The sequence below is a fragment of the Pseudomonas sp. LRF_L74 genome, from assembly GCF_965644255.1.
Taxonomy (GTDB): Bacteria; Pseudomonadota; Gammaproteobacteria; order Pseudomonadales; family Pseudomonadaceae; genus Aquipseudomonas.
In genome coordinates this window covers 435,434-457,674 of record NZ_CBFFRH010000006.1, presented here as the reverse complement: position 1 = coordinate 457,674, position 22,241 = coordinate 435,434, and the positions used below count along the sequence as shown (strand labels likewise).

Here is a 22,241-nt window from a genome sequence, read left to right as displayed (position 1 = left end):
AGGCGACGCGGGATGGGATTCGGCAGCTCCGCGTCATTCGGTCGCAGCCAGTAGCCGCGCGAGAAGATGGTTGAACAAGCCCGTCATGAGGTTCCAATCGTTTGATCGGATGCCTAGATAAGCAGCGCTTATCAAGCGCTTCCGGCAAGCCGGTGCGAGCCACTACAATCGGGCGCTGCAATACCGTCCGGCAATTCGCTGCATCATCGGGGCGCCGCCGTGGTCCGTTGCACACTCACCCATTCGTCGAAGGAACACTTGATGAGCATCGCTCCCAACGCGGGACGCCTCCCCGCCGAGCACAGCCTGACCAACCTGCCGCGCCTGGTATCGCGCTACTACAGCGAACGCCCCGAGCCGAGCGATCCGGCGCAACAGGTTTCCTTCGGCACCTCGGGCCATCGCGGCTCGTCGCTGAAGAACAGCTTCAACGAATGGCACATCCTCGCCGTGACCCAGGCCATCTGCGATTACCGTAAGGCCCAGGGCGTAGACGGCCCGCTCTTCATCGGCATGGACACCCACGCGCTGTCAGAACCGGCCTTCGTCTCGGCCCTGGAAGTACTCGCCGGCAACGGCATCGAGACGCGCATCGACGCCGGTTGCGGCGCCACCGCCGGTGAGCCGGGCTACACGCCGACCCCGGCGATCTCCAACGCCATCCTCGATCACAATCGCGGACGCAGCGGCAACCTGGCCGACGGCATCGTCATCACCCCGTCGCACAACCCGCCTGCCGACGGCGGCTTCAAGTACAACGCGGTCAACGGCGGCCCGGCCGACACCAGCGCCACCAAGTGGATCCAGGAACGCGCCAACGAACTGCTGGTCGCCGGCCTCAAAGGCGTGCGACGGGTGGATTACGCCAGCGCCCTGAAGACCGCGACCACCCAGCGCTTCGACTTCATCGAGCATTACGTCGGCGGCCTGGAGCAGGTGCTGAATCTCGATGCCATTCGTGATTCGGGCCTGAAGTTTGCCGTCGATCCGCTGGGCGGCGCCGGTGTGCACTACTGGCCGCGCATCGCCGAGCGCTTCGGCCTGCCGCTGGAAGTGCTGTCGACCCGCATCGACCCGAGCTTCCGTTTCATGCGTGTCGACTGGGACGGCAAGATCCGCATGGACTGCAGCTCGCCCTACGCCATGGCCGGTCTGATCGAGAGCAAGGACCGTTTCGACGTGACCTTCGCCTGCGACACCGACCATGACCGCCACGGCATCGTCGCCCGCTCCAGCGGCCTGCTCAACCCCAACCACTACCTGGCGGTGGCCATCGAGTACCTGTTCACCCATCGCCCGCAGTGGTCGGCCCAGGCCGCCATCGGCAAGACCCTGGTGTCGTCGTCGATGATCGACCGCGTCGCCGCAGGCATCGGCCGCCAGGTGGTGGAAGTACCGGTGGGCTTCAAGTGGTTCGTCGACGGCCTGATCGAAGGCCGCCTCGGCTTCGGTGGCGAAGAGTCGGCGGGCGCCTCGTTCCTGCGCAAGGATGGCAGCGCCTGGTCGACCGACAAGGACGGCATCATCCTCGGCCTGCTCGCCGCCGAGATCACCGCCGTGACCGGCAAGGACCCCGGCGAACGCTACCAGGCCCTGACCGAACGCTTCGGCGCGCCGGTCTATCAGCGCATCGACGCCCCGGCCAATCGCGAGCAGAAAGCGCGACTGGGCAAGCTGTCGGCCTCCCAGGTCACCGCCAGCGAGCTGGCCGGCCAGCCGATCACCGCGATCCTCACCGAGGCACCGGGCAACGGCGCGGCCATCGGCGGGCTCAAGGTGGTCACCGACAGCGGCTGGTTCGCCGCGCGCCCGTCCGGCACCGAGGACGTGTACAAGATCTACGCCGAAAGCTTCGAGGGCGACGCGCACCTGGCGCGCATCCAGGAACAAGCCAAGGCGCTGGTCGACAGCGTGCTGGCTGGCTGAGGCACAGCGACACGGCGCCAGCCTGCCATGGATCAATGGAACCCGATCCCGAACCAGGCAGACTGGCGCCCGCGTGCTGGAGTGAAGTACATGAAGAGAAGTGCATTGCTGGCCCTGCTATTCGCCGTGCAGGGTCTGGCCTGGGCCGAAGACGGCGACCCCGCCCGTGGCGAAGCGCTGTTCCAGCGCTGGTGCTCCAACTGCCACACCATCGGCTCCGGTGCCCGCGCCGGTTTCGGCCCGCAACTCAATGGCCTGATCGGCCGCCAGGCAGGCTCGACCGAGTACAACTACTCCCCTGCCATGCGCAACGCCGGCATCGTCTGGGACGAAACGACGCTGCCAGGCTACATCGCCGACCCGAGCGAAGTGGTGCCCGATACCAAGATGCGCTTCTGGGGCATCAGCGACGAACAGAAGATCGCCGACCTGCTGAGTTATTTCGCGACCCAGCGGTAACAACGATGCTGGCTCGCGACGGCAGCCAAGCCCGGAGCTGGAATCAATCCTCCGCCATGAAGCGGATGATCTGCTGCCGCAGCCAGCGCTCGCCGGGGTCCTGGTCCTGGGCGGCGCGCCAGACCATGGTCAGCTTCGATGGGATCATCTCGAACGGCGGCTCTTCCAGGCGCAAGCCGCCGCCCTGGACCAACGCCTCGCCGGCGTAGTCGGGCACGGTGGCGATCATGTCGGAATTGCGCAGCAGCGCGCCGAGGCCATTGAAATGCGGCACGGCCAGGGCGATCTTGCGCGAGCGGCCGAGGCGCTGCAGGTCCTGGTCGATATTGCCGCACAGGTCGCCGGACATCGACACCAGGGCGTGGGGCCGCTGGCAGTACTGGTCGAGGGTCAGCGGCGACGAACCATCCTCGGCACGCAGCACCATCGCGCGGATGTTGCGCAGGGTGCGGCACTTGGCGTTGGCTGGCAGTTGCGTGGTGTAGCTGATGCCAATCGACACCTCGCCGGTGGCGAGCAGGCCGGGCAGCAGCAGGAAGTTGGCGTTGCGCACCACCAGCACGCAGTTGGGCGCCTGCTTGCGCAGGTCGGCGAGCAGTTGCGGCAACAACCCGCATTCGACGTCGTCGGACATGCCGATGCGGAACACTGTGTCGCTGCGCTGCGGGGAGAAATCCTGGACTTCGCTGATCGCCAGGGACACGCCATCGAGGGCGGCCGGCAGGCGCTGGAAGATTTGCAAGGCCCGTGGCGTGGGCTCCATCTCGCGGCCGTTGCGCACCAGCAGCGGATCATTGAAATAGTCGCGCAGTCGGTTCAGCGAAGCGCTGATCGCCGGCTGGCCGAGAAAGAGTTTTTCCGCCGTGCGCGTGAGGTTGCGCTCGTGCATCAGGCTTTCGAAGACGATCAGCAATTGCAGGTCGACTTTGCGCAGGTCGTTACGGTTCAAGACTGTCTCCAGAAGCCAGCCGCCACGCAGGCGGGCAGCCCAGCGTCGCCTGTTGTCGAGCAGGCTGATGTAGCGGCTCATCGGATTACGGTAGTTGGGAATGTGATTGGACAGCAAAGCGCCCAGGCCATCAATCTCGTTGCGCCAGTCGCGGCGACGCTGGGCCTGTTTTTCAGCAGCCGCGAGCCGATGCGCGATCGCGGTGCTGATCCTGGGCTTGACCGGCCAGGCACCGACCGGTCGGCATGCGGTTGCGCTTGCTGTATACTCCGCGACCATTTTTCGCTTTCCGATTCCAGGTTACGTCATGTCCGTCCAGGCCGCCGAAGTCGCCAAACGCCGCACGTTCGCCATCATTTCCCACCCCGACGCCGGTAAGACCACCATTACCGAGAAGTTGCTGCTGATGGGCAAGGCGATTGCCGTCGCCGGTACGGTGAAGTCGCGCAAGTCCGACCGCCATGCCACCTCCGACTGGATGGAGATGGAGAAGCAACGCGGTATCTCCATCACCACCTCGGTGATGCAGTTCCCCTACCGCGAGCACATGATCAACCTGCTCGACACCCCCGGCCACGAAGACTTCTCCGAAGACACCTACCGCACCCTGACCGCGGTGGACTCGGCGCTGATGGTGCTCGACGGCGGCAAGGGCGTCGAGCCACGCACCATCGCCCTGATGGACGTCTGCCGCCTGCGCGACACGCCCATCGTCAGTTTCATCAACAAGCTCGACCGCGACATCCGCGACCCCATCGAACTGCTCGACGAGATCGAGTCGGTACTGAAGATCAAGGCCGCGCCAGTCACCTGGCCGATCGGTTGCTACCGCGACTTCAAGGGCGTGTACCACCTGGCCGACGACTACATCATCGTCTACACCCCGGGTCACGGCCACGAGCGCACCGAGGTGAAGATCATCGAAAAACTCGACTCCGACGAAGCCCGCGCCCACCTGGGCGACGAGTACGAGCGTTTCATCGAGCAGCTCGAACTGGTCCAGGGCGCCTGCCACGAATTCAACCGCGACGAGTTCCTCGCCGGCCAGTTGACCCCGGTGTTCTTCGGCACCGCGCTGGGCAACTTCGGCGTCGACCATGTGCTCGACGCGGTCGTCGACTGGGCACCGATGCCGCTGGCCCGCGTGGCCAACGAGCGCACGGTGGAGCCAGTGGAAGAGAAGTTCAGCGGCTTCGTGTTCAAGATCCAGGCGAACATGGACCCGAAGCACCGCGACCGTATCGCCTTCATGCGCATCTGCTCGGGCAAGTACGAGAAAGGCATGAAGATGCGCCATGCGCGCCTGGGCAAGGACGTGCGCATCGCCGACGCCCTGACCTTCTTCTCCAGCGAGCGCGAGCAACTGGAAGAAGCCTACGCCGGCGACATCATCGGCCTGCACAACCACGGCACCATCCAGATCGGCGATACCTTCACCGAAGGTGAGGCCCTGGGTTTCACCGGCATCCCGCACTTCGCTCCGGAACTGTTCCGCCGCGTGCGCCTGAAAGACCCGCTGAAGTCCAAGCAACTGCGCCAGGGCCTGCAGGAGCTGGCCGAGGAAGGCGCGACCCAGGTGTTCTTCCCCGAGCGCAACAACGACATCATCCTCGGTGCGGTCGGCGTGCTGCAGTTCGACGTGGTCGCCAGCCGCCTGAAAGAGGAATACAAGGTCGAGTGCGCCTACGAGGCGATCAACGTCTGGTCGGCGCGCTGGATCGAATGCGGCGACGAGAAGAAGCTCAAGGAGTTCAAGGACAAGGCCTACGAGAACCTGGCCGTGGACGGTGGCGGCCACCTCACCTACCTGGCGCCGACCCGCGTCAACCTGAGCCTGATGGAAGAGCGCTGGCCCGAGGTGAAATTCCGCGCGACGCGCGAGCATCATTGATAGCCCAGAGCAAGAGCCTGTTCACGATCTCGCGGGGTCTCAGGCGGTATGCCTGAGACCTATGGCTTCACGCCTCTCACCTGCTGCAACAACACCCCGCACTGGTTCTCGTCCCCACCACTCGGCGCCACCAGTGCCAGCAGCCCGGCCGCTGGTGCCACCGCTACGCCCAGCGCCACCAGGCCTACGCCACGCAACACCAGTGGAGTCGCCCGCACACCCGGCTTGGGGTTCTTGAAGGTGCCTTCGACGTACAGCGGCGAACGCAGGGAAATGATACGGAAGCCCTTGGAGGTCGGCACGATGTCCATGTTCAGCGTTTCCTTGGCGAAATTGGCCGTGCCGTCGACCTTGATCACCGCGTTCTCGGTATCGACCACGAACAGCCGCGTGCTCAACAGACCCTCCTTGATGCCCAGGTCGGCGGCCGCGCAGTTGATCTGCACATCCTTGTCACCGAACAGTTTGCCGACCACGTAGTTACCGACGTTGAGCCCGGCGATTTCCATCAGGTCGCGGCTGACCGCGCCATCGTTGATCAGCATCTTCACCTGGCCGTTGGCACCGCCGAGCAAGGCCGCCACCGAGTTGCCGGAGCCACGGATATCGGCGTCGCCGTTCAACTCACCGAAGCTGGTCTGCATCGGCGCGAAGCTGGGGAACAGTTGCTTGAGCTTGAAATGACGAGCCTTGAGCTGCGCCTGCCCTTGCAGCGGCGTCACCCCGCCATTGAGACGGATGGTGGAATCCAGGGTGCCGCCCGCCACGCCGAAGCGCAGCGGTTCCAGGCTGAGTTGACCGTCGTTGAGCACCAGGTGGGTGTCGAGGTCGCTGATCGGCAGCTTGTCGCTGTGGACGATGCGCTTGCCGGTGAAGCGCACATCGGCATCCATGGCGCGCCAGCGGTCGGTGCGGAACTGCTCGACCGGCAGCACCTTGTCGGCGGGTTGGTTGGAGGCCGCCCCGCGCGCCTTCTTCTCGGCATTGGAGTCAGCACCGATCAGCGCTGCCAGGTCCTTGAACAGCAGTTGGTTGGAAACCAGTTGTCCGGACAGCTTGGGTCGTGGCTTACGGGCGACGAAGGTCAGCTCGCCGTGGATGTCGCTGTCGCCGATCCGGCCATTGAAACCTTCATAGCGAAAGCTGGCGCCATCGGCATCGCGCAGGTTGGCGCGCAGGCGGCCGTCGGTGGAGTACGCCGGCGTATCCGGCAGGGTCACGCCGGTCAGCGGATAGAGATTGCCCAGGCTGGAACCAGCGATGCGCAAGCGCAGGTCGAGGGCGCCGAGGTGCTGCGGGTCGGTCAATGTACCGGCGACCTGCACCCGCGTACGCCCCGCACTGACATCGGCCTGTACCGGGAATGGCAGCGCCGCGTCCTTCAGCGCCAGCAAACCGCCAACCTTGCCGCTGCCCGAAACCGGCAGGCCCTGGTATTGGCCCTTGGCCTGCCAGGCGAAGGCGTAGTCCTGGGGTGCCACATTGTCCTTGACCGCCTTGTCGGCCGCCTGTTTGCCGACGATCTCGCTGAACGGGATCGGCTTGCCCAATGGCTCGACATCGACCCGCACCGTGGCCTTGGTGATCGTGTCGTCGTACTTGACCACGCCCTTGTCGAAACCGATGGTGCCGATGTCCAGGGTCCAGGACGATGGCTCTTTGTCTTCTTCGGCTGCCTGGGAGCCAAGATCGAAGGTCCAATTCGCGCGCCCGTCCGCCAGGCGCTGCAGGTCGGCATTCGGCGCGGTCAGGTCGATGCGCGGGATGCTGACGGTTTTCCACAGCAATGGCACTGGCGACAGGCGCAGCACGACCTTGTCCAGGCTGACGAAGCTGTCGCCCTTGGCCCACTCAGGGTTGCCCAGCACCAGCTTTTCCGCCGACACATGGGGCCACGGCACCCAGGCGCGCCAGCCGCCTTCGCCCTCTTCACGCTGCCAGTGCACGGCCAGGTCGCCATTGATGGCGAACGGACGGTTGAGCGCCTCGGAGACCTTCTGGTTGATTGTCGGCTTGAGCAGATTCCAATCGAACAGCGCCAGGAACAGCATCAGCGCCGCCACCAGCAACAGCAGGCCGGCGAAAGTCCATCCCAGAATCTTGCGAACGCGTGTCATGCACCAGCTCCTCGTTACGTCTGATTCGTTCGACTGGCGCAGCGGCTGAATGACTCCCACTGATTGGCAAACAGCCAGCGAATCGCCGATCCTTGCAGCATGAAGCTCATCGACACCCACACCCATCTCGACTTTCCCGACTTCGACGCCGACCGTGCCGGGGTACTCGCCCAAGCCAATGCCCTCGGCGTCGAGCGCATGGTGGTGCTCGGTGTCTACCGGGACAACTGGCAACGCCTGTGGGACCTGACATTGCGGCATGATGGCCTGTATGCCGCCTTCGGCCTGCACCCGGTCTATCTCGATCGGCACCACGCCGAACACCTGCATGAACTGCGCGCCTGGCTGCAACGGTTGTCGGGCCATCCGCGCCTGTGCGCGGTCGGCGAGTTCGGCCTGGACTACTTCGTCGAAGGGCTCGACCCACAGCGCCAGCAGGACCTGTTCGAAGCCCAGTTGCGCCTGGCTGACGAATTCGAGCTGCCGGTATTGCTCCACGTTCGCCGTGCCCATGCCGCCACCATCGCCACCCTCAAGCGCCTGAAACCGCGCCGCGCCGGCATCATCCACGCGTTCGCCGGCAGCTACGAGGAGGCCCGCGAATACATCAGGCTCGGTTTCCGCCTGGGCCTTGGCGGCGCGCCGACCTGGCCCCAGGCCAAGCGCCTGCACAAGGTGTTGCCGCGCCTGCCGTTGGATTCGGTGGTGCTGGAAACGGATGCGCCCGACATGGCGCCGGCCATGCACCCGTATCAGCGCAACAGCCCGGCGTTCCTGGCCGATATTTGCGCCAGCCTCGCCCACTGGATGAACGTCACGCCCGAAGTCCTGGCCGAAACCAGCACGCGCAATGCGCGGGAGGTGTTCGGCTGGAACTGATGGCAGGCGGCTCCACGCCCTTTCCTTGACCCTGCCCCGTGAACGAATACCTCGCCCTACAGCAGCAGAATCCAGATCGCCAACAAGGCATACCAGAGCACCGCGGCACGCACCAGCAGTTGCCAGAGCCGGTCGAGACCGGCCAGGCCCTCTTCTCCCGCTGCCGGTTCGGTCGCCTCGCCGGCGGCAAGGCCCGCGTGCAGCAACAGCGTGCTGGCCGGCACATCCCAGTTGAGCAACTCGTGCAGCACCGCACGACTTACCGCCGCGAAATTACCCACCACGGCGAAACTGGCAGCCAGAACGCGCACCGGCAGCCAATCGAGAGCATGGCGCAGTTGAACGGCACGCTCGACGAGCGCGGCCTGGGTCGAGTTCTCGGCGACCAGCGCCAGCAGGCGATAGACCAGCGCCAGCAACGGACCAAGCAGCGCGTACCAGAAGATCACCGCGAAAAAGCCCTGGTAGGCCTGCCATAGCTGATACGCCTGGACCTGGGCCAGCAATTCGCCTTCCTCACCCGCGACCACTCCCAGATCACGCTCGGCCACATGCATCGCCGCCTGTTCGTCGCCCCGGCGCCAGGCATCGCGGAACGGGCCCAGCGCCGCCAGCACATCGCCGCGCCCCAGGCTGTAGATCAGTACCAGCAGGTGGATCGGCAGGGCCAGCCAGCCATAGGCCAGCGGCTCGACCAGCGCCAGCAACACGGCCAGGCCCAGCCCCGGCAGGAGCACCAGCCAGGCCAGTGCCAGCCAGGGTGAGCCAGGACTGCGCGACTCGATACGCGCCAGTTGCCCAAGCCAGAAGCCATCACACTGGATACGACGCCGCCAGGCAGAAAACTTTTCTGCCCAGATCACCAGCAGCAGCACCAGAAAATTCATTTATCGTTCTCCTTATCAAGCAGGTCCTCATGCAGGCGCGCCCAGTCGAAACAGGGACCGGGGTCGGTCTTGCGCCCTGGCGCGATATCACTGTGGCCACGAATCCGAGTGGCATCCAGGTCGGGATAAGCCGCCATCAACGCCTGGTTCAAGCGTTTCAACGCCTGGTATTGCGCATCGCTGAAGGGCAGTTCGTCGGTGCCCTCCAGCTCGATGCCCAGGGAAAAATCGTTGCAGTTCTCGCGCCCGGCAAAACTCGATACCCCCGCATGCCAGGCGCGCGCATTACAGGATACGAACTGGGTGACCACGCCATCGCGCTCGATCAGAAAATGCGCGGACACGTGCAGATGGGCAATGCCCGCGAAGTAGGGATGCTCATCGATGGGCAGGCGGTTCTGGAAGAACGCCTGCACCTTGCCCGTACCGAAGCAGCCTGGCGGCAGGCTGATGTTGTGAATGACCAGCAATGACACCTCGCCGTCAGGACGGGCGTTGAAGTTCGGCGATGGGCAGTGCCGCACACCGTCGAACCAGCCGGTTTCCGCGTTAAGAATCATTCGAACTCCAGTTCAACACCGCGCCATGTTCACGCGCCAGGCGCCGGGCGTCACTCTAGCAGGCATGCGACGCCCCTGAAACGACGACGCCCGGCATTGGCCGGGCGTCAGATTCGCAACAGCTGCTCAGGCTTCCTTGAGCCGCCGCAGATTGCTTATCACCGACTCCAGCGCGCGGTCGAACAACAACGCATCGTCGAGCAGGCGAATGGAACCGCGACGGAACTCCACGGCCAGGCCCATACGCGTTTTTTCCAGCACCTTCATGCCGGTGCGATTGACGAAGATGTACTTGCTGGTCGGCTTGATGATTGCCGCCAGCTTGCAACGCAACTTGTGCTCCTCATCCTCGGCGATCTCGACCCAACTGCCGACGCGCAGGCTGTCGACCTGTTGCAGGGCGCCATCATCATGGGGCAACGCCACCTCCGCCTCATGCTCGCGCTTCTCGCCCGGTGCCGACAGCACGATTTCCTCGACCACCTCGATCATCGCCGGCATATCCAGCAACGTGTCACTGTCATCGACGGCCGCGACAGTGCCATGCTCGTTGAGCGGATCAACCAGCGGGGTGTCGCCCTGGGGCTCAGGCGTGACGCGCTTGAAGCGCTGGAAAGCCTGGACGTGGACGGACTCGAGCTGGCTGAAGAACTCGCTGGTGACGAACGGGTCCACAGCGGCGCCCGCCAATCCCTCCCGCAGCGCCTTGAGCAGGTTGGGCACCAGCTCCAGCAGACGCAGGCGATCTTCCGCATCCTCGTGAGGCTCGACACTCCAGATCAGGTCATCCATTACCGACAGGTTGGCCTCCCATTCGGGCGAGCCCGCGCCGAACTTGAGGCAAGCCAGTTGCATGACCTTGCTCCACCCCTCCTGTAACAGGCGCACAACCACTTCGGGCAGAATCTTGCCGAGCATGCGCTGGTTGAGCGCATGTTCCACTTCGAGGCGCGCCAGCTCGGCCTTGGCACGGCCCTCTTCGGCGTCGCGTGTACGCTGTTCGAGCAACTCACTGCGACGACGTTCGTCACCGGTAAAGGCCAGGAATTCGGCGAGCAGGTCGGAGAAAACCGATGTGTCGTCAGTGAAATCGTTGAGCAGGCGCTGCACCACCTGCTCGATGTGCTGGAACAGTTGGTCGCGTTGCTCGTCGCCCTGATTATTCCAGCCAAGCGCTGCCGAGGCGATCTCGTTGAGCAGGCGTCGCGCCGGGTGGCTGCCACGGCTGAAGAAGGTCTTGTCCAGGACCGCGACCTTGAGCATGGGAATCTGCAGGCGCCCGATCAGGGCCTTGAGCGAATCCGGCAAGGTGCGGTCATCGAGGATGAACTCGAAGAGCATCGACACCAGGTTGATGACATCCTCATCGACCTCGCCGACCACACGGGCACGACCGCTCTTGGCGCTCGCGCGACTGAGCAGGTTCTGCAATTGGTCACGCAGGTCGAAGTCACTCTCGCGTCCACTTGGCGCCGGCAGGCGCTGCTGCATGTGGGAAAGCAGGCGCATCAGGTCATTACTGGAGATCGGCAGCGCATCCACAGGCAGTTCGCGGCGTGGCAACAGGGCATTGCCACGAACCTCGGCCAGCAGGTCCTGCAGCACGCCGAACACTTCCTTGAAGTCCTGTTCGGCATAGCCAGCCGAACTGCCGCCGTGGCCTTCGGCGGCCGGCTCACGCGCAGGACGCTCGCCAGGCGCAGTGCGACGACGCGCTGGCGTGGACTTGAGTTCCGGCAACACGCCGGCCTCGATCAGGTGTTCGTTGGCCATGGAGAACAACTGGTCGATATCGCTGAGGACGTACTTCTCGAACAGCTTGAGAATGATCAGCCTGACGCGGATTTCCACGCTCAGGCAGCTGGCCGACTCGACGAACTGTTCGCACAGGCAGCGCGGCCCGAGCGGGTTGCTCTTGTCATCGAGCTTCTGGGTAATCATCGCATTCAGGCGCGTGGTCAGGTGACCGATGGCCATGGCATCACGGCTCATCACCCGGGCGACCATGGCATCGAGCGCCACGTTCTCTTCCAGGTCGTCATTATTGACCAGTGACAGGCTCTCGGCAGTGGCCACATCCAGTTGCGGCGCACCGATCTGATACTGGTTGAGGGTAGCGAAACTCTCGAAGACGTTCTGCAGGAAGGTACGTTCGATGGTCCGCCGCTTCAGGCGCAGTTCGCGCATCGCCTCGAAGAAAGCGTTCTGCTCGGCGTTGCTGGTCGCCCTGTCGGCCATCTCGAAAAGCGTGTCGTCGGCGTTGTCGAACAGCGCCTGCAAGGCTTGCTTGAGCTGCTGGGCAGCCTTGTCGCGCAACTGGATCAGCGCCACGGGGAGTCTTCCTGCCGGCGAGTTTGGCGATTGCTGGGTGGCGACCGTACTGAGACGCACCACTTTCGCGTCGTTCTGCATCACGAATCTCCCGCATAGCGTCCTCTGTCTAGAGCGGGACACCTGCACATAATCATTGAGCGCTTTTCGGTTCCGTCAAAAGCATGGCGCCAAGCTAATTATCCACTCTCATTATAGGGATGAGGCGATGATCACCAAGTTACACGTGACACATACATGATCCAGGTCACAGATGAGTCGCACGCGGCCATTATCGACCGTTCTTTGATAGCCATTTCAGACTTTCTATCCCCAACACCCGCAACTTTCAACAGATGCATCGCTCCGTCTGGCGGATAACCCCATATCAGGTTGTGTGAAAACTACTGCGCTCGGTCATGCGGCGTTAAAAACCGGCTCAAAATGCTCATTTACAACGCGTAAACTGCGCTTTTTCGCCGGTTTTTGCCTTGCCTGACCGTCGCTCGCTACGTTTTCACACGGCCTGATATAGCCCGTGTTTTCAGGTTTTCACGGCAGATTGATGGCAATTCGCCCTGCACCATGCGAAGCATCCCACTCCGTCGCCAGCCTCCCTATAATGCACCACCCGTATCCGGAGGCCGCCATGCCCAACCTGTCTCTCGCCGAACTCGATGCCGAGATCCACGCCAATGTCCGCCGTGCCCTGCGCGAAGACATCGGCAGCGGCGACATCACCGCCCAACTGATTCCCGCCGAGCGCCTGGCCCACGCCACGATCATCACCCGCGAAGCCGCTACCATCGCCGGCACCGCCTGGGTCGACGAGGTGTTTCGCCAGCTCGACCCGCGCGTGGCGGTACATTGGCAGGTCGCCGACGGCGAGCGGGTGCAACCCAACCAGGCCCTGTTCCATCTGCAAGGCCCGGCCCGCGCCCTGCTCAGCGGTGAGCGCAGCGCCCTGAACTTCCTGCAGAGCCTGTCGGCCGTGGCCACCCGCTGCCGCTACTACGCCGATCTGGTGCAGGGCACCGGGGTCAAGCTGCTCGATACCCGCAAGACCCTGCCTGGCCTGCGCCTGGCACAGAAATACGCCGTCACCTGCGGCGGCTGCCACAACCACCGCATCGGCCTGTTCGATGCCTTCCTGATCAAGGAAAACCATATCGCCGCCTGTGGTGGCATCGCCGAGGCGATCAGCGCGGCGCACGGCATCGCGCCGGGCAAGCCTGTGGAGATCGAAGTGGAAAGCCTGGATGAGCTGCGCCAAGCCCTGGATGCCGGTGCGGACATCATCATGCTCGACGAGTTGAGCCTGGACGACATGCGCACGGCGGTCACTCTCTCGGCCGGCCGCGCCAGGCTGGAGGCCTCGGGCGGAATCAATGAAACGACGCTGCGCGACATCGCCGAGACAGGTGTCGACTACGTCTCCATCGGCAGCCTGACCAAGGACATCAAGGCGGTGGATCTATCGATGCGACTGAGCTTGTAAAGGCGCCTCGAAACGCTGCCGGCTGCCTTCAAGCCTGCACGACACGCATCGCCTCTTCAATTGAAGCCTCATCGCCCGGCCGTACCAGCCGGGCGCGTTCCTCGCCGTCACGCATGAAGATCAGCGTTGGCCACAGCTTGACCCGGAACGAACGCCCCGGCACGCGGCCGCTGCCATCTTCGACCATCAGCGCGCGAACCCGCGGATGACGGGCGAGCGCCCTGTCGATCAACGGTTGCGCAGCCTGGCAGTATCCGCACCAGTCGGTGCCGAACACGATCAACGTCGGGCCATCCAGTGCATCGACCTGCTCGCGCTCGGGTTGGCGGGTTTCAAACACTGGCATGTTCGCTCCGTTTCTTTTCCGCCGGCAGCCACAGCGTGCGCAGCGGGCCTTCCTCGCCGAACAGCGGATCGGCGAGCGGCAGCTCGACGCGGGCGATGCGTTTTTCGGCGCCCTCGTGGTTGAACACCGAGGGGCGTTCGATTTCATAGTCTTCCTGACCTCGGGGATAGGCACCGATGACCAGGAAATCGGCACTCGCCTCGGTACGGCAATGACCCACGCCAGCCGGCAGGATCAGGACATCCCCGGCCTGCAGCTCCACGCTGCGTCCCTTGACGCCACCGAGCAGGACCTTGCCGCTGCCACGCACCACGCCCAGTGCTTCATGGGCGTTGGGATGGTAGTGCTGGTAATTGAAGATGCCCGCCTGCCACAACGACGACCAGTGATGCGCCGCGAACAGCCGTTCGCAGAGCGCGGCCTTGTCCCCCGCCTCGTGCAGGACGGCCTTGTAGAGCAGCACCGGATGGCGATTATTGGGTGTGCGCCCATCGCTCTCGAACAGCAACTGCTGCGGCTCGACCAGGGGCAAAGGGGCGGTGGCTGACGACATGTCGTTGTCCTTGCTGAAATTCCATACGACCTCGGAACGACGCCGCCGGCGATGGTTCCCTGGCAAAGCAAAATAGATTGGCCGACAAAGCGTGCGGTAATCGCCCATCGTTTCAAGCCAGGCAAGGGCCTCCGGCGAGCCATGCAACTGGCGTCCTGACTGGCTCTGCCTGGAAAAGAAGCCCGCGGCGCAGCGCCTTGGCAGCGATAGCGAGGAATGCCGCCGATTGACCAAATTAACCGTTTGGTACATTTTCCCGAAGCGAACGACCACCCTCAAAAAGAACAATGGAGGTCAACCCGAATTGACTCATATCGTCCTCGTGCTCAACGGTCCCAACCTCAACATGCTCGGTACCCGCGAGCCTGCCACCTACGGTCATGAAACGCTCGCCGACGTTGCCCAGCTCTGTCGGCATACGGGCGAAGCCCATGGCCTGCAGATCGAGTTCCAGCAGACCAACCATGAAGGCCAGTTGATCGACTGGATCCACCAGGCCCGTGGCCGCTGCGCCGGCATCGTGATCAATCCCGGGGCCTGGACCCACACGTCCGTGGCCATCCGCGACGCCCTCGCCGCCGCCGAGGTCCCGACCCTGGAGGTGCACATCTCCAACGTGCACAAGCGCGAAGCGTTCCGTCATCACTCCTACGTCTCGGGGGTCGCCGTCGGTGTCATCTGTGGTCTCGGGATCAACGGTTATCGCGTCGCCATCGACCATTTCGCCCACCTGCTCGAAGCCTGATCATCATGTCCCAGAACAACAGCAACAACAGTGTCCTCGCCGGCCTCATCGGTTCCGGCATCCAGGCCTCGCGCACCCCCGCCATGCACGAGCGCGAAGGCGATGCCCAGGGCTTGCGCTACCTTTACCGCCTGATCGACCTCGATGCCCTCAAGCTCGACATCGGCGCCCTGCCGAACCTGCTGGAAAGCGCCGAGCGCATGAGCTTCACCGGCCTGAACATCACCTTCCCATGCAAGCAGGCGATCATTCCGCTGCTCGACGAACTGTCGGATGAGGCGCGCGGTATCGGGGCGGTCAACACCGTGGTGTGGAAAGACGGCAAGCGCGTCGGCCACAACACCGACTGCCTGGGTTTCGCCGAGGGCTTTCGTCGTGGCCTGAGCGACACCAGGCGCCAACGCGTGGTGCAGATGGGCGCGGGCGGCGCGGGTGCCGCAGTGGCCCATGCCCTGCTCAGCGAAGGCGTCGAGCAACTGACCATCTTCGAAGTCGATCCGAGCCGCTCTCAAGGCCTGGTGGATAACCTCAACGTCCACTTCGGCCAAGGCCGCGCAGTGGTTGGCCTGGACCTGCCAGCGGCGATGGCCGTGGCCGACGGCCTGGTCAACACCACCCCCGTCGGCATGGCCAAGCTGCCTGGCACGCCACTGCCGGTCGAACTGCTGCGCAAGGAGCTATGGGTTGCCGAGATCATTTATTTCCCGCTGCAAACCGAGCTGCTCAAGGCCGCTCGCGCCATCGGCTGCCGTACCCTCGATGGCGGCAACATGGCGGTGTTCCAGGCGGTCAAGGCCTTCGAACTGTTCAGCGGCGTGCGCGCCGATGCCGAGCGCATGCAGGCGCATTTCCAGAGCATGAACGGCTAAAGAGCTCGGGCCCGGAAGCCGCAAGCTACGAGACGGGCGGCTGCCTACTCCAATATCGGCTTGAGCAGCGCCTGCGCCTCGTACAGCGGCAGTAGATAGCGCTGGCGCATTTCCTCCAGGGTGATGCGCGAGGCATGGGTGGTGATCGCCAGGGTCGAGCGTAGGCGGCCGTGACGGTCCAGCAAAGGCACGCCCAGCACGCGCATGCCCACTTCATATTCCTGATCCAGCTCGGCATAGCCCTGCCGGGCGATCTGCCGCAGTTCCTCACGCAAGCGCTCGACGTCGGTACAGGTATGCGGCGTACGGGCCACCAGTTCGATACGGGCGAAATAGGCGTCGAGCTCCGCCGCCTCCATGGCGGCCAGCCAGAGTCGTCCGCTCCCCGTGCAGTACATCGGTACGCGCGATCCAGGCCGGATCGACAGCGAGGCGATATGGCTGTAGCGACTGCGCACGATATGCACGATCTCGTCGCCATCGCGCGTCCCCACCGATACGTGCTCCTGGGTCGTGCGCGCCACCTGCTCCACCACTGGCCGCAGCATGCGCGGCAACTGCGCCGAGTCGACATAGGCCTGGCCAATGCGCAACGCCTTGGGCGTCAGCCAGTAGTGGCGACCGTCCGACTCGGCGAACCCTTCATGCACCAGGGTCAGCAGAAAACGCCGTACCGCGCTGCTGGTCATTCCCGACAGTTTTGCCGCCTCAGGCACGCTCAGCTTCGGGTGGTCGACGCTGAACAGCTGGATCAGGGCCAAGCCTTTCTGCAGGCCGGCAATCAGGTCACGGGGATGGATCGTACTCATGGTCGCTCCATGGATTCGGACGAATGATGCGATTATCGCATCGCCGTTGCGATTAACAACCTGAACGACGGACTCAACCCTTGGCGATCCCCGTCTCGCGGTCCAGGCTTGTGGGCAAACAACAATGTCCCCTGGAGCTCTCCATGATTCGTGGTTCCACCGAGCTGGTCGCTATCGTCGGTTCGCCCATCGTCCAAGTGAAATCGCCGGACAATTTCAACGCCTGGTTCGCCGCCCAGGGCAAGGACCTGGCCATGCTGCCCATCGACCTGCGCGCCGATGCGCTGGACGCCTTCGTCCTCGCCCTGCGCGGCTGGCAGAACATACGCGGCGTGGTGGTGACCGTGCCGCACAAGCAAGCGTTCGCCAGCCGCATCGATGAACTCAGCCCACGGGCCAGGTTGCTCGGCGCGGTCAACGTGATTCGCCGCGAAGCGGATGGCCGCCTGATCGGCGATCACGTCGATGGCGACGGCTTCATCGGCGCGGCGCGGCAGAATGGCTTCGAGGCGGCCGGCAAACGTGCGGTGGTGATCGGTGCCGGCGGCGTCGGCAGTGCCATCGCCTATACCTTGTGCCAGGAAGGTGTCACTCACCTGACCCTCAGCGATGTCAGCCCGCAGCGGCTTGGCGCATTGCTCGACGCCTTGGCCAGCGCATTTCCTGCCGTGACCTTCAGTACCGACTTGCAGACCCTCGCGGAGACCGACCTGCTGGCCAATGCCACGCCGATAGGCATGGGCGGGACCGGCGAGCTGCCGCTGCCACAGGCGCTGCTCGACAGCCTGCCGGCCAGCGCCCATGTCGCCGACGTGGTCACCTCGCCGGAGATCACGCCGCTGCTGGCGTTCGCCCAGGCACGTGGCTGCAGCATCCAGACCGGGCCGCAGATGGCCAGGGCCGAAGCCGGGCCGCTCGGCCACTTCATGGGTGTCACCCCGCTGCAGTTGTGAGGAATGTCGAAATGAACAGTGCGGCTCAGTTGCCCCAATCCAGTTATGACCTGATCGTCCTCGGCAGCGGTGCCGCCGGTTTCGCCGCCGCGACCACGGCAGCCTGCAAGGGACTCAAGGTACTGCTGGTGGAAAAAGCTTCGACCTTCGGCGGCACCTCGGCGATCTCCGGTGGCGCGGTATGGGTCTATGGCACCGACCAGGCCAAGGCTGCCGGGGTCGAGGACTCCGCCGACGCCATGCGGCGCTACCTGCAAAAGACCATCGGCCCCGGCTACGAAGCCGAGCTGGTGGACAGCTACATCGAACAGGGCCACCAGGCATTGCGCTGGCTCGAGGCGAATACCGAGCTGAAATATGGCTTGCGCCCGTTGTCGCCCGACTATTACCCCGACGAAGACGGCGCGACCGATTACGGCCGCGCCCTGGAAATGGTCGAGTACGATGGCCGCCGCCTCGGTGAGCGACTCAAGGACCTGCGCATGCCGCCCCCCGGCATGCTGTTGTTCGGCGGCATGATGGTCAACCGCGTGGACATCCAGCACTTCCTCTCCATCCGCCGCTCGCTCAAATCCTTCGTGCATTGCCTGAAGCTGATGGCCCGCTACGGCGTAGATCGTCTCTCCCATCCACGCGGCACCCGCCTGACCACCGGCAACGCCCTGATCGCCCGCCTGGCCACCAGCGCCTTCGCCAAGGGCACCGAGCTATGGCTGGACGCCGAGACCGAGTCGCTGATCATCGAGGACGGCGCCGTGGTCGGCGCCAACATCCTCTATCGTGGCCAGCTTCATCAGGTGCGCTCCAGGGCTGGCGTGGTCTGCGCCAGCGGTGGCTTCGCCGCGGGCCCGCTGGCAGCGGCCAACCGCCCGGCCCCAGGCGAACACCTGACCATGTCACCCGCTGAGAACACTGGCGCGGGCCTGCGCCTGGGCCAGCAGGCTGGCGCGGTGCTCGGGGAGAACCTGGCGGCCAATTTCTTCTGGGCACCGGTTTCCGAAGTGCGCCACCGCGACGGTCAGCGCGAGCGCTTCCCCCATCTGGTCACCGACCGCGCCAAGCCTGGGGTCATCGCGGTGAACCCGGCAGGCGAGCGCTTCGTCAACGAATCCAATTCCTACCACCATTTCGTGCAGACCATGTTCGCCAATGGCCTCGAGCACTGCTGGCTGATCTGCGACGCCACGGCAATGAACGCCTATGGCCTCGGCCTGGCCCGTCCCAAACCGGTGGATAACTCGGCCCTGGTCGAAGCCGGCTACCTGTTCCGCGCCGACAGCGCCGAGCAACTGGCGAGCGCCATCGGGGTCGAGCCACAGCGCCTGCGGAGCACCCTGGAACGCTACAACGCCGACGCCCGCCAGGGCCTGGACCAGGACTTCGGCAAGGGTGGCAACAGCTACAACCGCTACATGGGCGACCCCGAGCATAAGCCCAACCCTTGTAACGCACCGCTGTTGCAGGCGCCCTGGTATGCGATCCGCATCCACACCGGCGACCTTGGCTCGGCCCGTGGCCTGGTCACCAATGGCAGCGCCCAGGTCCTGGACGCCGCTGGCCAGCCGATTCCCGGCCTGTACGCGGCCGGCAATGACATGAACTCGCTGATGAAAGGCACCTATCCCGGTCCCGGCATCACCATCGGCCCCGGCCTGACTTTCGGCTACCTGGCGGCCAGCCATGCCGCCGCGCGAATCGAACGAACCACCACTGCTTGAACGGAGAGTTGAACATGTACTACGAACTGCGCACCTACACGATCAAACCCACGCGCCTGGCCGACTGGCTGGCGTTGTACGAGCGCGAAGCCCTGGCGGTGCAGACCGAACACCTGGGCAACCTGGTCGGTTTCTTCACCACCGAGTTCGGCGAAGCCAACCAAGTGGTGCACATCTGGGCCTATGAAAGCCTCGACGACCGTGCCGAGCGTCGCGCGCGCATGGCGGCCGACCCGCGCTGGGCCGCGTTCGGCAAGCAGAACAAGGAGCTCGACGCGGTGGTGACCCTGGAGTCGCGGATCATGCGTCCGACCGGCTTCTCTCCGCTGAAATGACCTTGCCCATGCGTCAACTCGATTGCGATGTGCTGGTCATCGGCTCCGGCGCCTCGGGCCTGGCCGCGGCGGTCACCGCCGCGCATCACGGGCTCAAGGTCATCGTGGCGGAAAAGCACGTCCAGTTGGGTGGCACCAGCGCCTGGTCGGGCGGCTGGCTGTGGGTGCCCGGCAATCCCCTGGCGATCGCCGACGGCCAACTGGAGCAGGACGATGCGCCGGCCCGCTATCTGCGCAGCCAGGTGCATCGCGACAAGCTGGACTGCTTGCAGAGCGCCTACCTGGAGCGCGCGCCGGAGATGGTCGATTTCTTCCAGCGCCATACCCGCGTGCAATTTCAATCCGGTACGCACATGCCGGACATGCGCGATGCGGATGGCTCGGCGCGGGGCGGGCGCTCGCTGTGCGCCCTGCCCTTCGATGGCCGAGAGCTAGGCCCCTGGCTGCAGAAACTGCGTCCGCCACTGGATATCGTCAGCCTGTTCGGCATGGGCATCGCAGGCGGAGCGGACCTCAGGCACTTCTTCGACTCCCGGCGTTCGCCCAGATCAGCCTGGCATGTCGCCTCGCGCCTGCTGCGCCATGGGCGTGACTGCCTGCTGCATGGGCGCGGCCTGCACCTGGTCAATGGCAACGCCCTGGTCGCGCGCCTGCTGCGCAGTGCGCTCGACCTGGACGTCGAGGTGCGCACCGGCAGCCCGGCGCGCAGGCTGGTCATGGAGGATGGCGCGGTGCGTGGCGCGATCCTGGGGGGTGCGGACGAAGAAACGCGGATTCTCACTCGGCGCGGCGTGGTCCTGGCCTGTGGCGGCTTTCCCCACGACCAAGACCGACAAGCCCGGCTGTTTTCCCACACCGCGCATTGGTCGGCCGCGCCCCCCGAAAACAGCGGCGATGGCCTGAGCCTGGGAGAAGCCAGCGGCGGTCAGGTCGCCACCGACCTGGCCAGCGCGGCGGCATGGGCGCCGGTGTCCCTGGTTCCGCGCCGCGACGGCAGCCTCGGTCACTTTCCGCACCTGATCGACCGGGCCAAACCTGGCTTCATCGCGGTGCGCAACGATGGCCGGCGCTTCACCAACGAGGCGGACTGCTACCACGATTTCATGAACGACCTGTACGCCGGCACGGCGGCGGGCAAGCCCGTGGAAGCCTGGCTGATCGCTGACCGCCAGGCGCGCCAACGCTATGGCATCGGCTGGGCCAAGCCGCTGCCGTTCGCCGACCGTCATTATCAACGCCTGGGCTACCTGGTCAGGGCCAATACCCTGGAAGAACTGGCCGAACGTTGCGGCATAGACCGCGAGGGCCTGCGCCAGACAGTGCAGCGCTTCAACCAGTTCGCCGCCCAGGGCGAGGACCCGGATTTCCAGCGCGGCGCCTCGGCCTACAACCGTGCCCAGGGCGAGGCCAGCCATGCTCCCAACCCCTCGCTGCGCCCCCTGCGAGGGCCGTTCTACGCGGTCAAGCTGCATCCGGGCAGCCTGGGCACCTTCGCCGGCCTGCGTTGCGACGAGCAGGCGCGGGTGCTGGATGCCAGCGAATCGGCAATCCCCGGACTGTTCGCCGTGGGCAATGACATGAACAGTGTGATGGCAGGCCATTACCCCAGCGGCGGTATCACCCTCGGCCCCGGCATGACCTTCGGTTATCTGGCGGGGTTGGCGCTTGCCGAAGAAGCAAGCGCCCTCAGCGCCGCAGGTAACCCAGCACCGCCTCGCAGATCATCTGCTTGTGGCGCAGCTTGACCTCGACGTCCTGCAGATCGATCTGGAAGATGGAGCCGAAGGTATGCCGATTGGAAACCCGATAGAAGCAGAACGCGCTCATCAGCAGGTGCACGTCGGTCGGATCGAGGTTGGCCTTGAACACCCCCGTTGCCACGCCGCGCTCCAGCAGTTCGCCGAGGGTGGCGCGGATGCGGTCGCTCATCGAGCGAATCGACTCGGACTGGGAGACGAACTGGGCGTAATGGATATTCTCGATACTTACGGTGCGGACGAAATCGACGTTGCGGTCGTGGTAATCGAAGGTGAACTCCACCAGCCGACGAATCGCCTCCTGCGGTTCCAGCTCGTGCAGCGGCAAACCATGTTCGGTATTGCGAATCGCCGCGTAGAGCTTCTCCAGGACCGCCTGGTAGAGCTGTTCCTTGCTGCCGAAGTAGTAATAGATCATGCGCTTGGAAGTCTTGGTGCGCTCGGCGATGGCATCGACACGCGCCCCCGAAAGCCCTTGGTCGACGAACTCGGCGACCGCCGCCTGCAGAATGTCCTCGCGGGTTTTTTCCGGATTGTTCTTGCGCCCCTTGCGCGCGGCCTCGACAGGCTCGGCAAGCAGGGCGTCAGCATTTTTTGTCATTGTTGGCTCGCGACCACGGTGGTATCGAGCGGATTATGGGGCCACACGCTGGCCGGAAGAAAGCCACGCGCACCGGCGG

20 protein-coding genes are annotated in these 22,241 nt (G+C 64.5%); 11 read left to right on the top strand and 9 right to left on the bottom strand.

From position 1 onward, the window contains the following. Positions 1-261: 261 nt before the first annotated feature. Positions 262-1,926 (top strand): phosphoglucomutase (alpha-D-glucose-1,6-bisphosphate-dependent), encoded by a 1,665-nt coding sequence (gene pgm / locus ACSZPK_RS17850; protein WP_437882817.1) that lies wholly within the window; start codon positions 262-264, stop codon positions 1,924-1,926. Positions 1,927-2,016: 90 nt separating this feature from the next. After that, a complete protein-coding gene (locus tag ACSZPK_RS17845; RefSeq protein WP_437882816.1) occupies positions 2,017-2,385 on the top strand; it encodes a c-type cytochrome in 369 nt (122 codons plus the stop codon). A 43-nt stretch (positions 2,386-2,428) separates the two neighbouring features. On the opposite strand, the gene ACSZPK_RS17840 is transcribed toward ACSZPK_RS17845, so the two are convergent. Continuing rightward, complete coding sequence (locus ACSZPK_RS17840; RefSeq protein ID WP_437882880.1) at positions 2,429-3,334, bottom strand: LysR family transcriptional regulator; 906 nt, start codon at positions 3,332-3,334, stop codon at positions 2,429-2,431. Between the two features lie 307 nt (positions 3,335-3,641). Here ACSZPK_RS17840 and ACSZPK_RS17835 point away from each other — a divergent pair, with 307 nt between their 5' ends. After that, positions 3,642-5,225 (top strand): peptide chain release factor 3, encoded by a 1,584-nt coding sequence (locus ACSZPK_RS17835; RefSeq protein WP_437882815.1) that lies wholly within the window; start codon positions 3,642-3,644, stop codon positions 5,223-5,225. 59 nt (positions 5,226-5,284) lie between these two features. Here ACSZPK_RS17835 and ACSZPK_RS17830 read toward each other — a convergent pair whose 3' ends face one another. Continuing rightward, the gene (locus tag ACSZPK_RS17830; RefSeq protein ID WP_437882814.1) at positions 5,285-7,342 is read right to left on the bottom strand and encodes an AsmA family protein; all 2,058 of its coding nucleotides are present in this window, start codon (positions 7,340-7,342) and stop codon (positions 5,285-5,287) included. A gap of 99 nt (positions 7,343-7,441) precedes the next feature. Here ACSZPK_RS17830 and ACSZPK_RS17825 point away from each other — a divergent pair, with 99 nt between their 5' ends. Continuing rightward, on the top strand, positions 7,442-8,221 hold the full coding sequence (locus ACSZPK_RS17825) for a TatD family hydrolase (RefSeq protein WP_437882813.1): 780 nt from the start codon (positions 7,442-7,444) through the stop codon (positions 8,219-8,221). Between the two features lie 56 nt (positions 8,222-8,277). Here ACSZPK_RS17825 and ampE read toward each other — a convergent pair whose 3' ends face one another. The 3 genes from ampE to ACSZPK_RS17810 form a co-directional block, all read right to left on the bottom strand. After that, positions 8,278-9,108 (bottom strand): regulatory signaling modulator protein AmpE, encoded by an 831-nt coding sequence (gene ampE, locus ACSZPK_RS17820; RefSeq protein WP_437882812.1) that lies wholly within the window; start codon positions 9,106-9,108, stop codon positions 8,278-8,280. Further along, positions 9,105-9,668: a 1,6-anhydro-N-acetylmuramyl-L-alanine amidase AmpD gene (gene ampD / locus ACSZPK_RS17815; RefSeq protein ID WP_437882811.1), complete on the bottom strand. Its 564-nt coding sequence runs from the start codon at positions 9,666-9,668 to the stop codon at positions 9,105-9,107. The genes ampE and ampD overlap by 4 nt, the downstream gene beginning before the upstream one ends. 126 nt (positions 9,669-9,794) lie before the next feature. Next, the gene (locus ACSZPK_RS17810) at positions 9,795-12,080 is read right to left on the bottom strand and encodes a DUF1631 domain-containing protein (protein ID WP_437882810.1); all 2,286 of its coding nucleotides are present in this window, start codon (positions 12,078-12,080) and stop codon (positions 9,795-9,797) included. 547 nt (positions 12,081-12,627) lie between these two features. On the opposite strand from ACSZPK_RS17810, the gene nadC reads away from it, so the two are divergent. Then, the gene (nadC, locus tag ACSZPK_RS17805) at positions 12,628-13,476 is read left to right on the top strand and encodes a carboxylating nicotinate-nucleotide diphosphorylase (protein WP_437882809.1); all 849 of its coding nucleotides are present in this window, start codon (positions 12,628-12,630) and stop codon (positions 13,474-13,476) included. A gap of 28 nt (positions 13,477-13,504) precedes the next feature. Here nadC and ACSZPK_RS17800 read toward each other — a convergent pair whose 3' ends face one another. Together ACSZPK_RS17800 and ACSZPK_RS17795 are read right to left on the bottom strand one after the other, a co-directional pair. Then, positions 13,505-13,822, bottom strand: coding sequence for a thioredoxin family protein (locus tag ACSZPK_RS17800; RefSeq protein ID WP_437882808.1), 318 nt, complete (start codon positions 13,820-13,822; stop codon positions 13,505-13,507). Then, the gene (locus ACSZPK_RS17795) at positions 13,809-14,375 is read right to left on the bottom strand and encodes a cupin domain-containing protein (protein WP_437882807.1); all 567 of its coding nucleotides are present in this window, start codon (positions 14,373-14,375) and stop codon (positions 13,809-13,811) included. The genes ACSZPK_RS17800 and ACSZPK_RS17795 overlap by 14 nt, the downstream gene beginning before the upstream one ends. Positions 14,376-14,679: 304 nt before the next feature. Between ACSZPK_RS17795 and aroQ the strand changes: the two genes are divergently transcribed. Together aroQ and ACSZPK_RS17785 are read left to right on the top strand one after the other, a co-directional pair. Continuing rightward, the gene (gene aroQ, locus ACSZPK_RS17790; RefSeq protein WP_437882806.1) at positions 14,680-15,120 is read left to right on the top strand and encodes a type II 3-dehydroquinate dehydratase; all 441 of its coding nucleotides are present in this window, start codon (positions 14,680-14,682) and stop codon (positions 15,118-15,120) included. Positions 15,121-15,125: 5 nt separating this feature from the next. Next, a complete protein-coding gene (locus ACSZPK_RS17785) occupies positions 15,126-15,989 on the top strand; it encodes a shikimate dehydrogenase (RefSeq protein WP_437882805.1) in 864 nt (287 codons plus the stop codon). A gap of 44 nt (positions 15,990-16,033) precedes the next feature. Here ACSZPK_RS17785 and ACSZPK_RS17780 read toward each other — a convergent pair whose 3' ends face one another. Further along, on the bottom strand, positions 16,034-16,798 hold the full coding sequence (locus tag ACSZPK_RS17780) for an IclR family transcriptional regulator domain-containing protein (RefSeq protein ID WP_437882804.1): 765 nt from the start codon (positions 16,796-16,798) through the stop codon (positions 16,034-16,036). Positions 16,799-16,941: 143 nt separating this feature from the next. Between ACSZPK_RS17780 and ACSZPK_RS17775 the strand changes: the two genes are divergently transcribed. Genes ACSZPK_RS17775 through ACSZPK_RS17760 form a run of 4 tightly spaced genes read left to right on the top strand, consistent with a single transcriptional unit; the run spans position 16,942 to position 21,549 of the window. Next, a complete protein-coding gene (locus tag ACSZPK_RS17775) occupies positions 16,942-17,751 on the top strand; it encodes a shikimate dehydrogenase family protein (protein ID WP_437882803.1) in 810 nt (269 codons plus the stop codon). An 11-nt stretch (positions 17,752-17,762) separates the two neighbouring features. Further along, positions 17,763-19,469 carry an FAD-dependent oxidoreductase gene (locus ACSZPK_RS17770; protein WP_437882802.1) on the top strand — a complete coding sequence of 569 codons (1,707 nt, stop codon included), beginning with the start codon at positions 17,763-17,765 and terminating at the stop codon, positions 19,467-19,469. A gap of 14 nt (positions 19,470-19,483) precedes the next feature. After that, entirely contained in the window at positions 19,484-19,804 is a 321-nt protein-coding gene (locus ACSZPK_RS17765) for an NIPSNAP family protein (RefSeq protein ID WP_437882801.1), read from the top strand. Positions 19,805-19,812: 8 nt separating this feature from the next. Beyond that, complete coding sequence (locus ACSZPK_RS17760) at positions 19,813-21,549, top strand: FAD-dependent oxidoreductase (RefSeq protein ID WP_437882800.1); 1,737 nt, start codon at positions 19,813-19,815, stop codon at positions 21,547-21,549. Here ACSZPK_RS17760 and ACSZPK_RS17755 read toward each other — a convergent pair. Then, positions 21,491-22,162, bottom strand: a complete 672-nt coding sequence (locus tag ACSZPK_RS17755) for a TetR/AcrR family transcriptional regulator (RefSeq protein ID WP_437882799.1) — start codon at positions 22,160-22,162, stop codon at positions 21,491-21,493. The genes ACSZPK_RS17760 and ACSZPK_RS17755 overlap by 59 nt on opposite strands. Positions 22,163-22,241 lie beyond the last annotated feature (79 nt).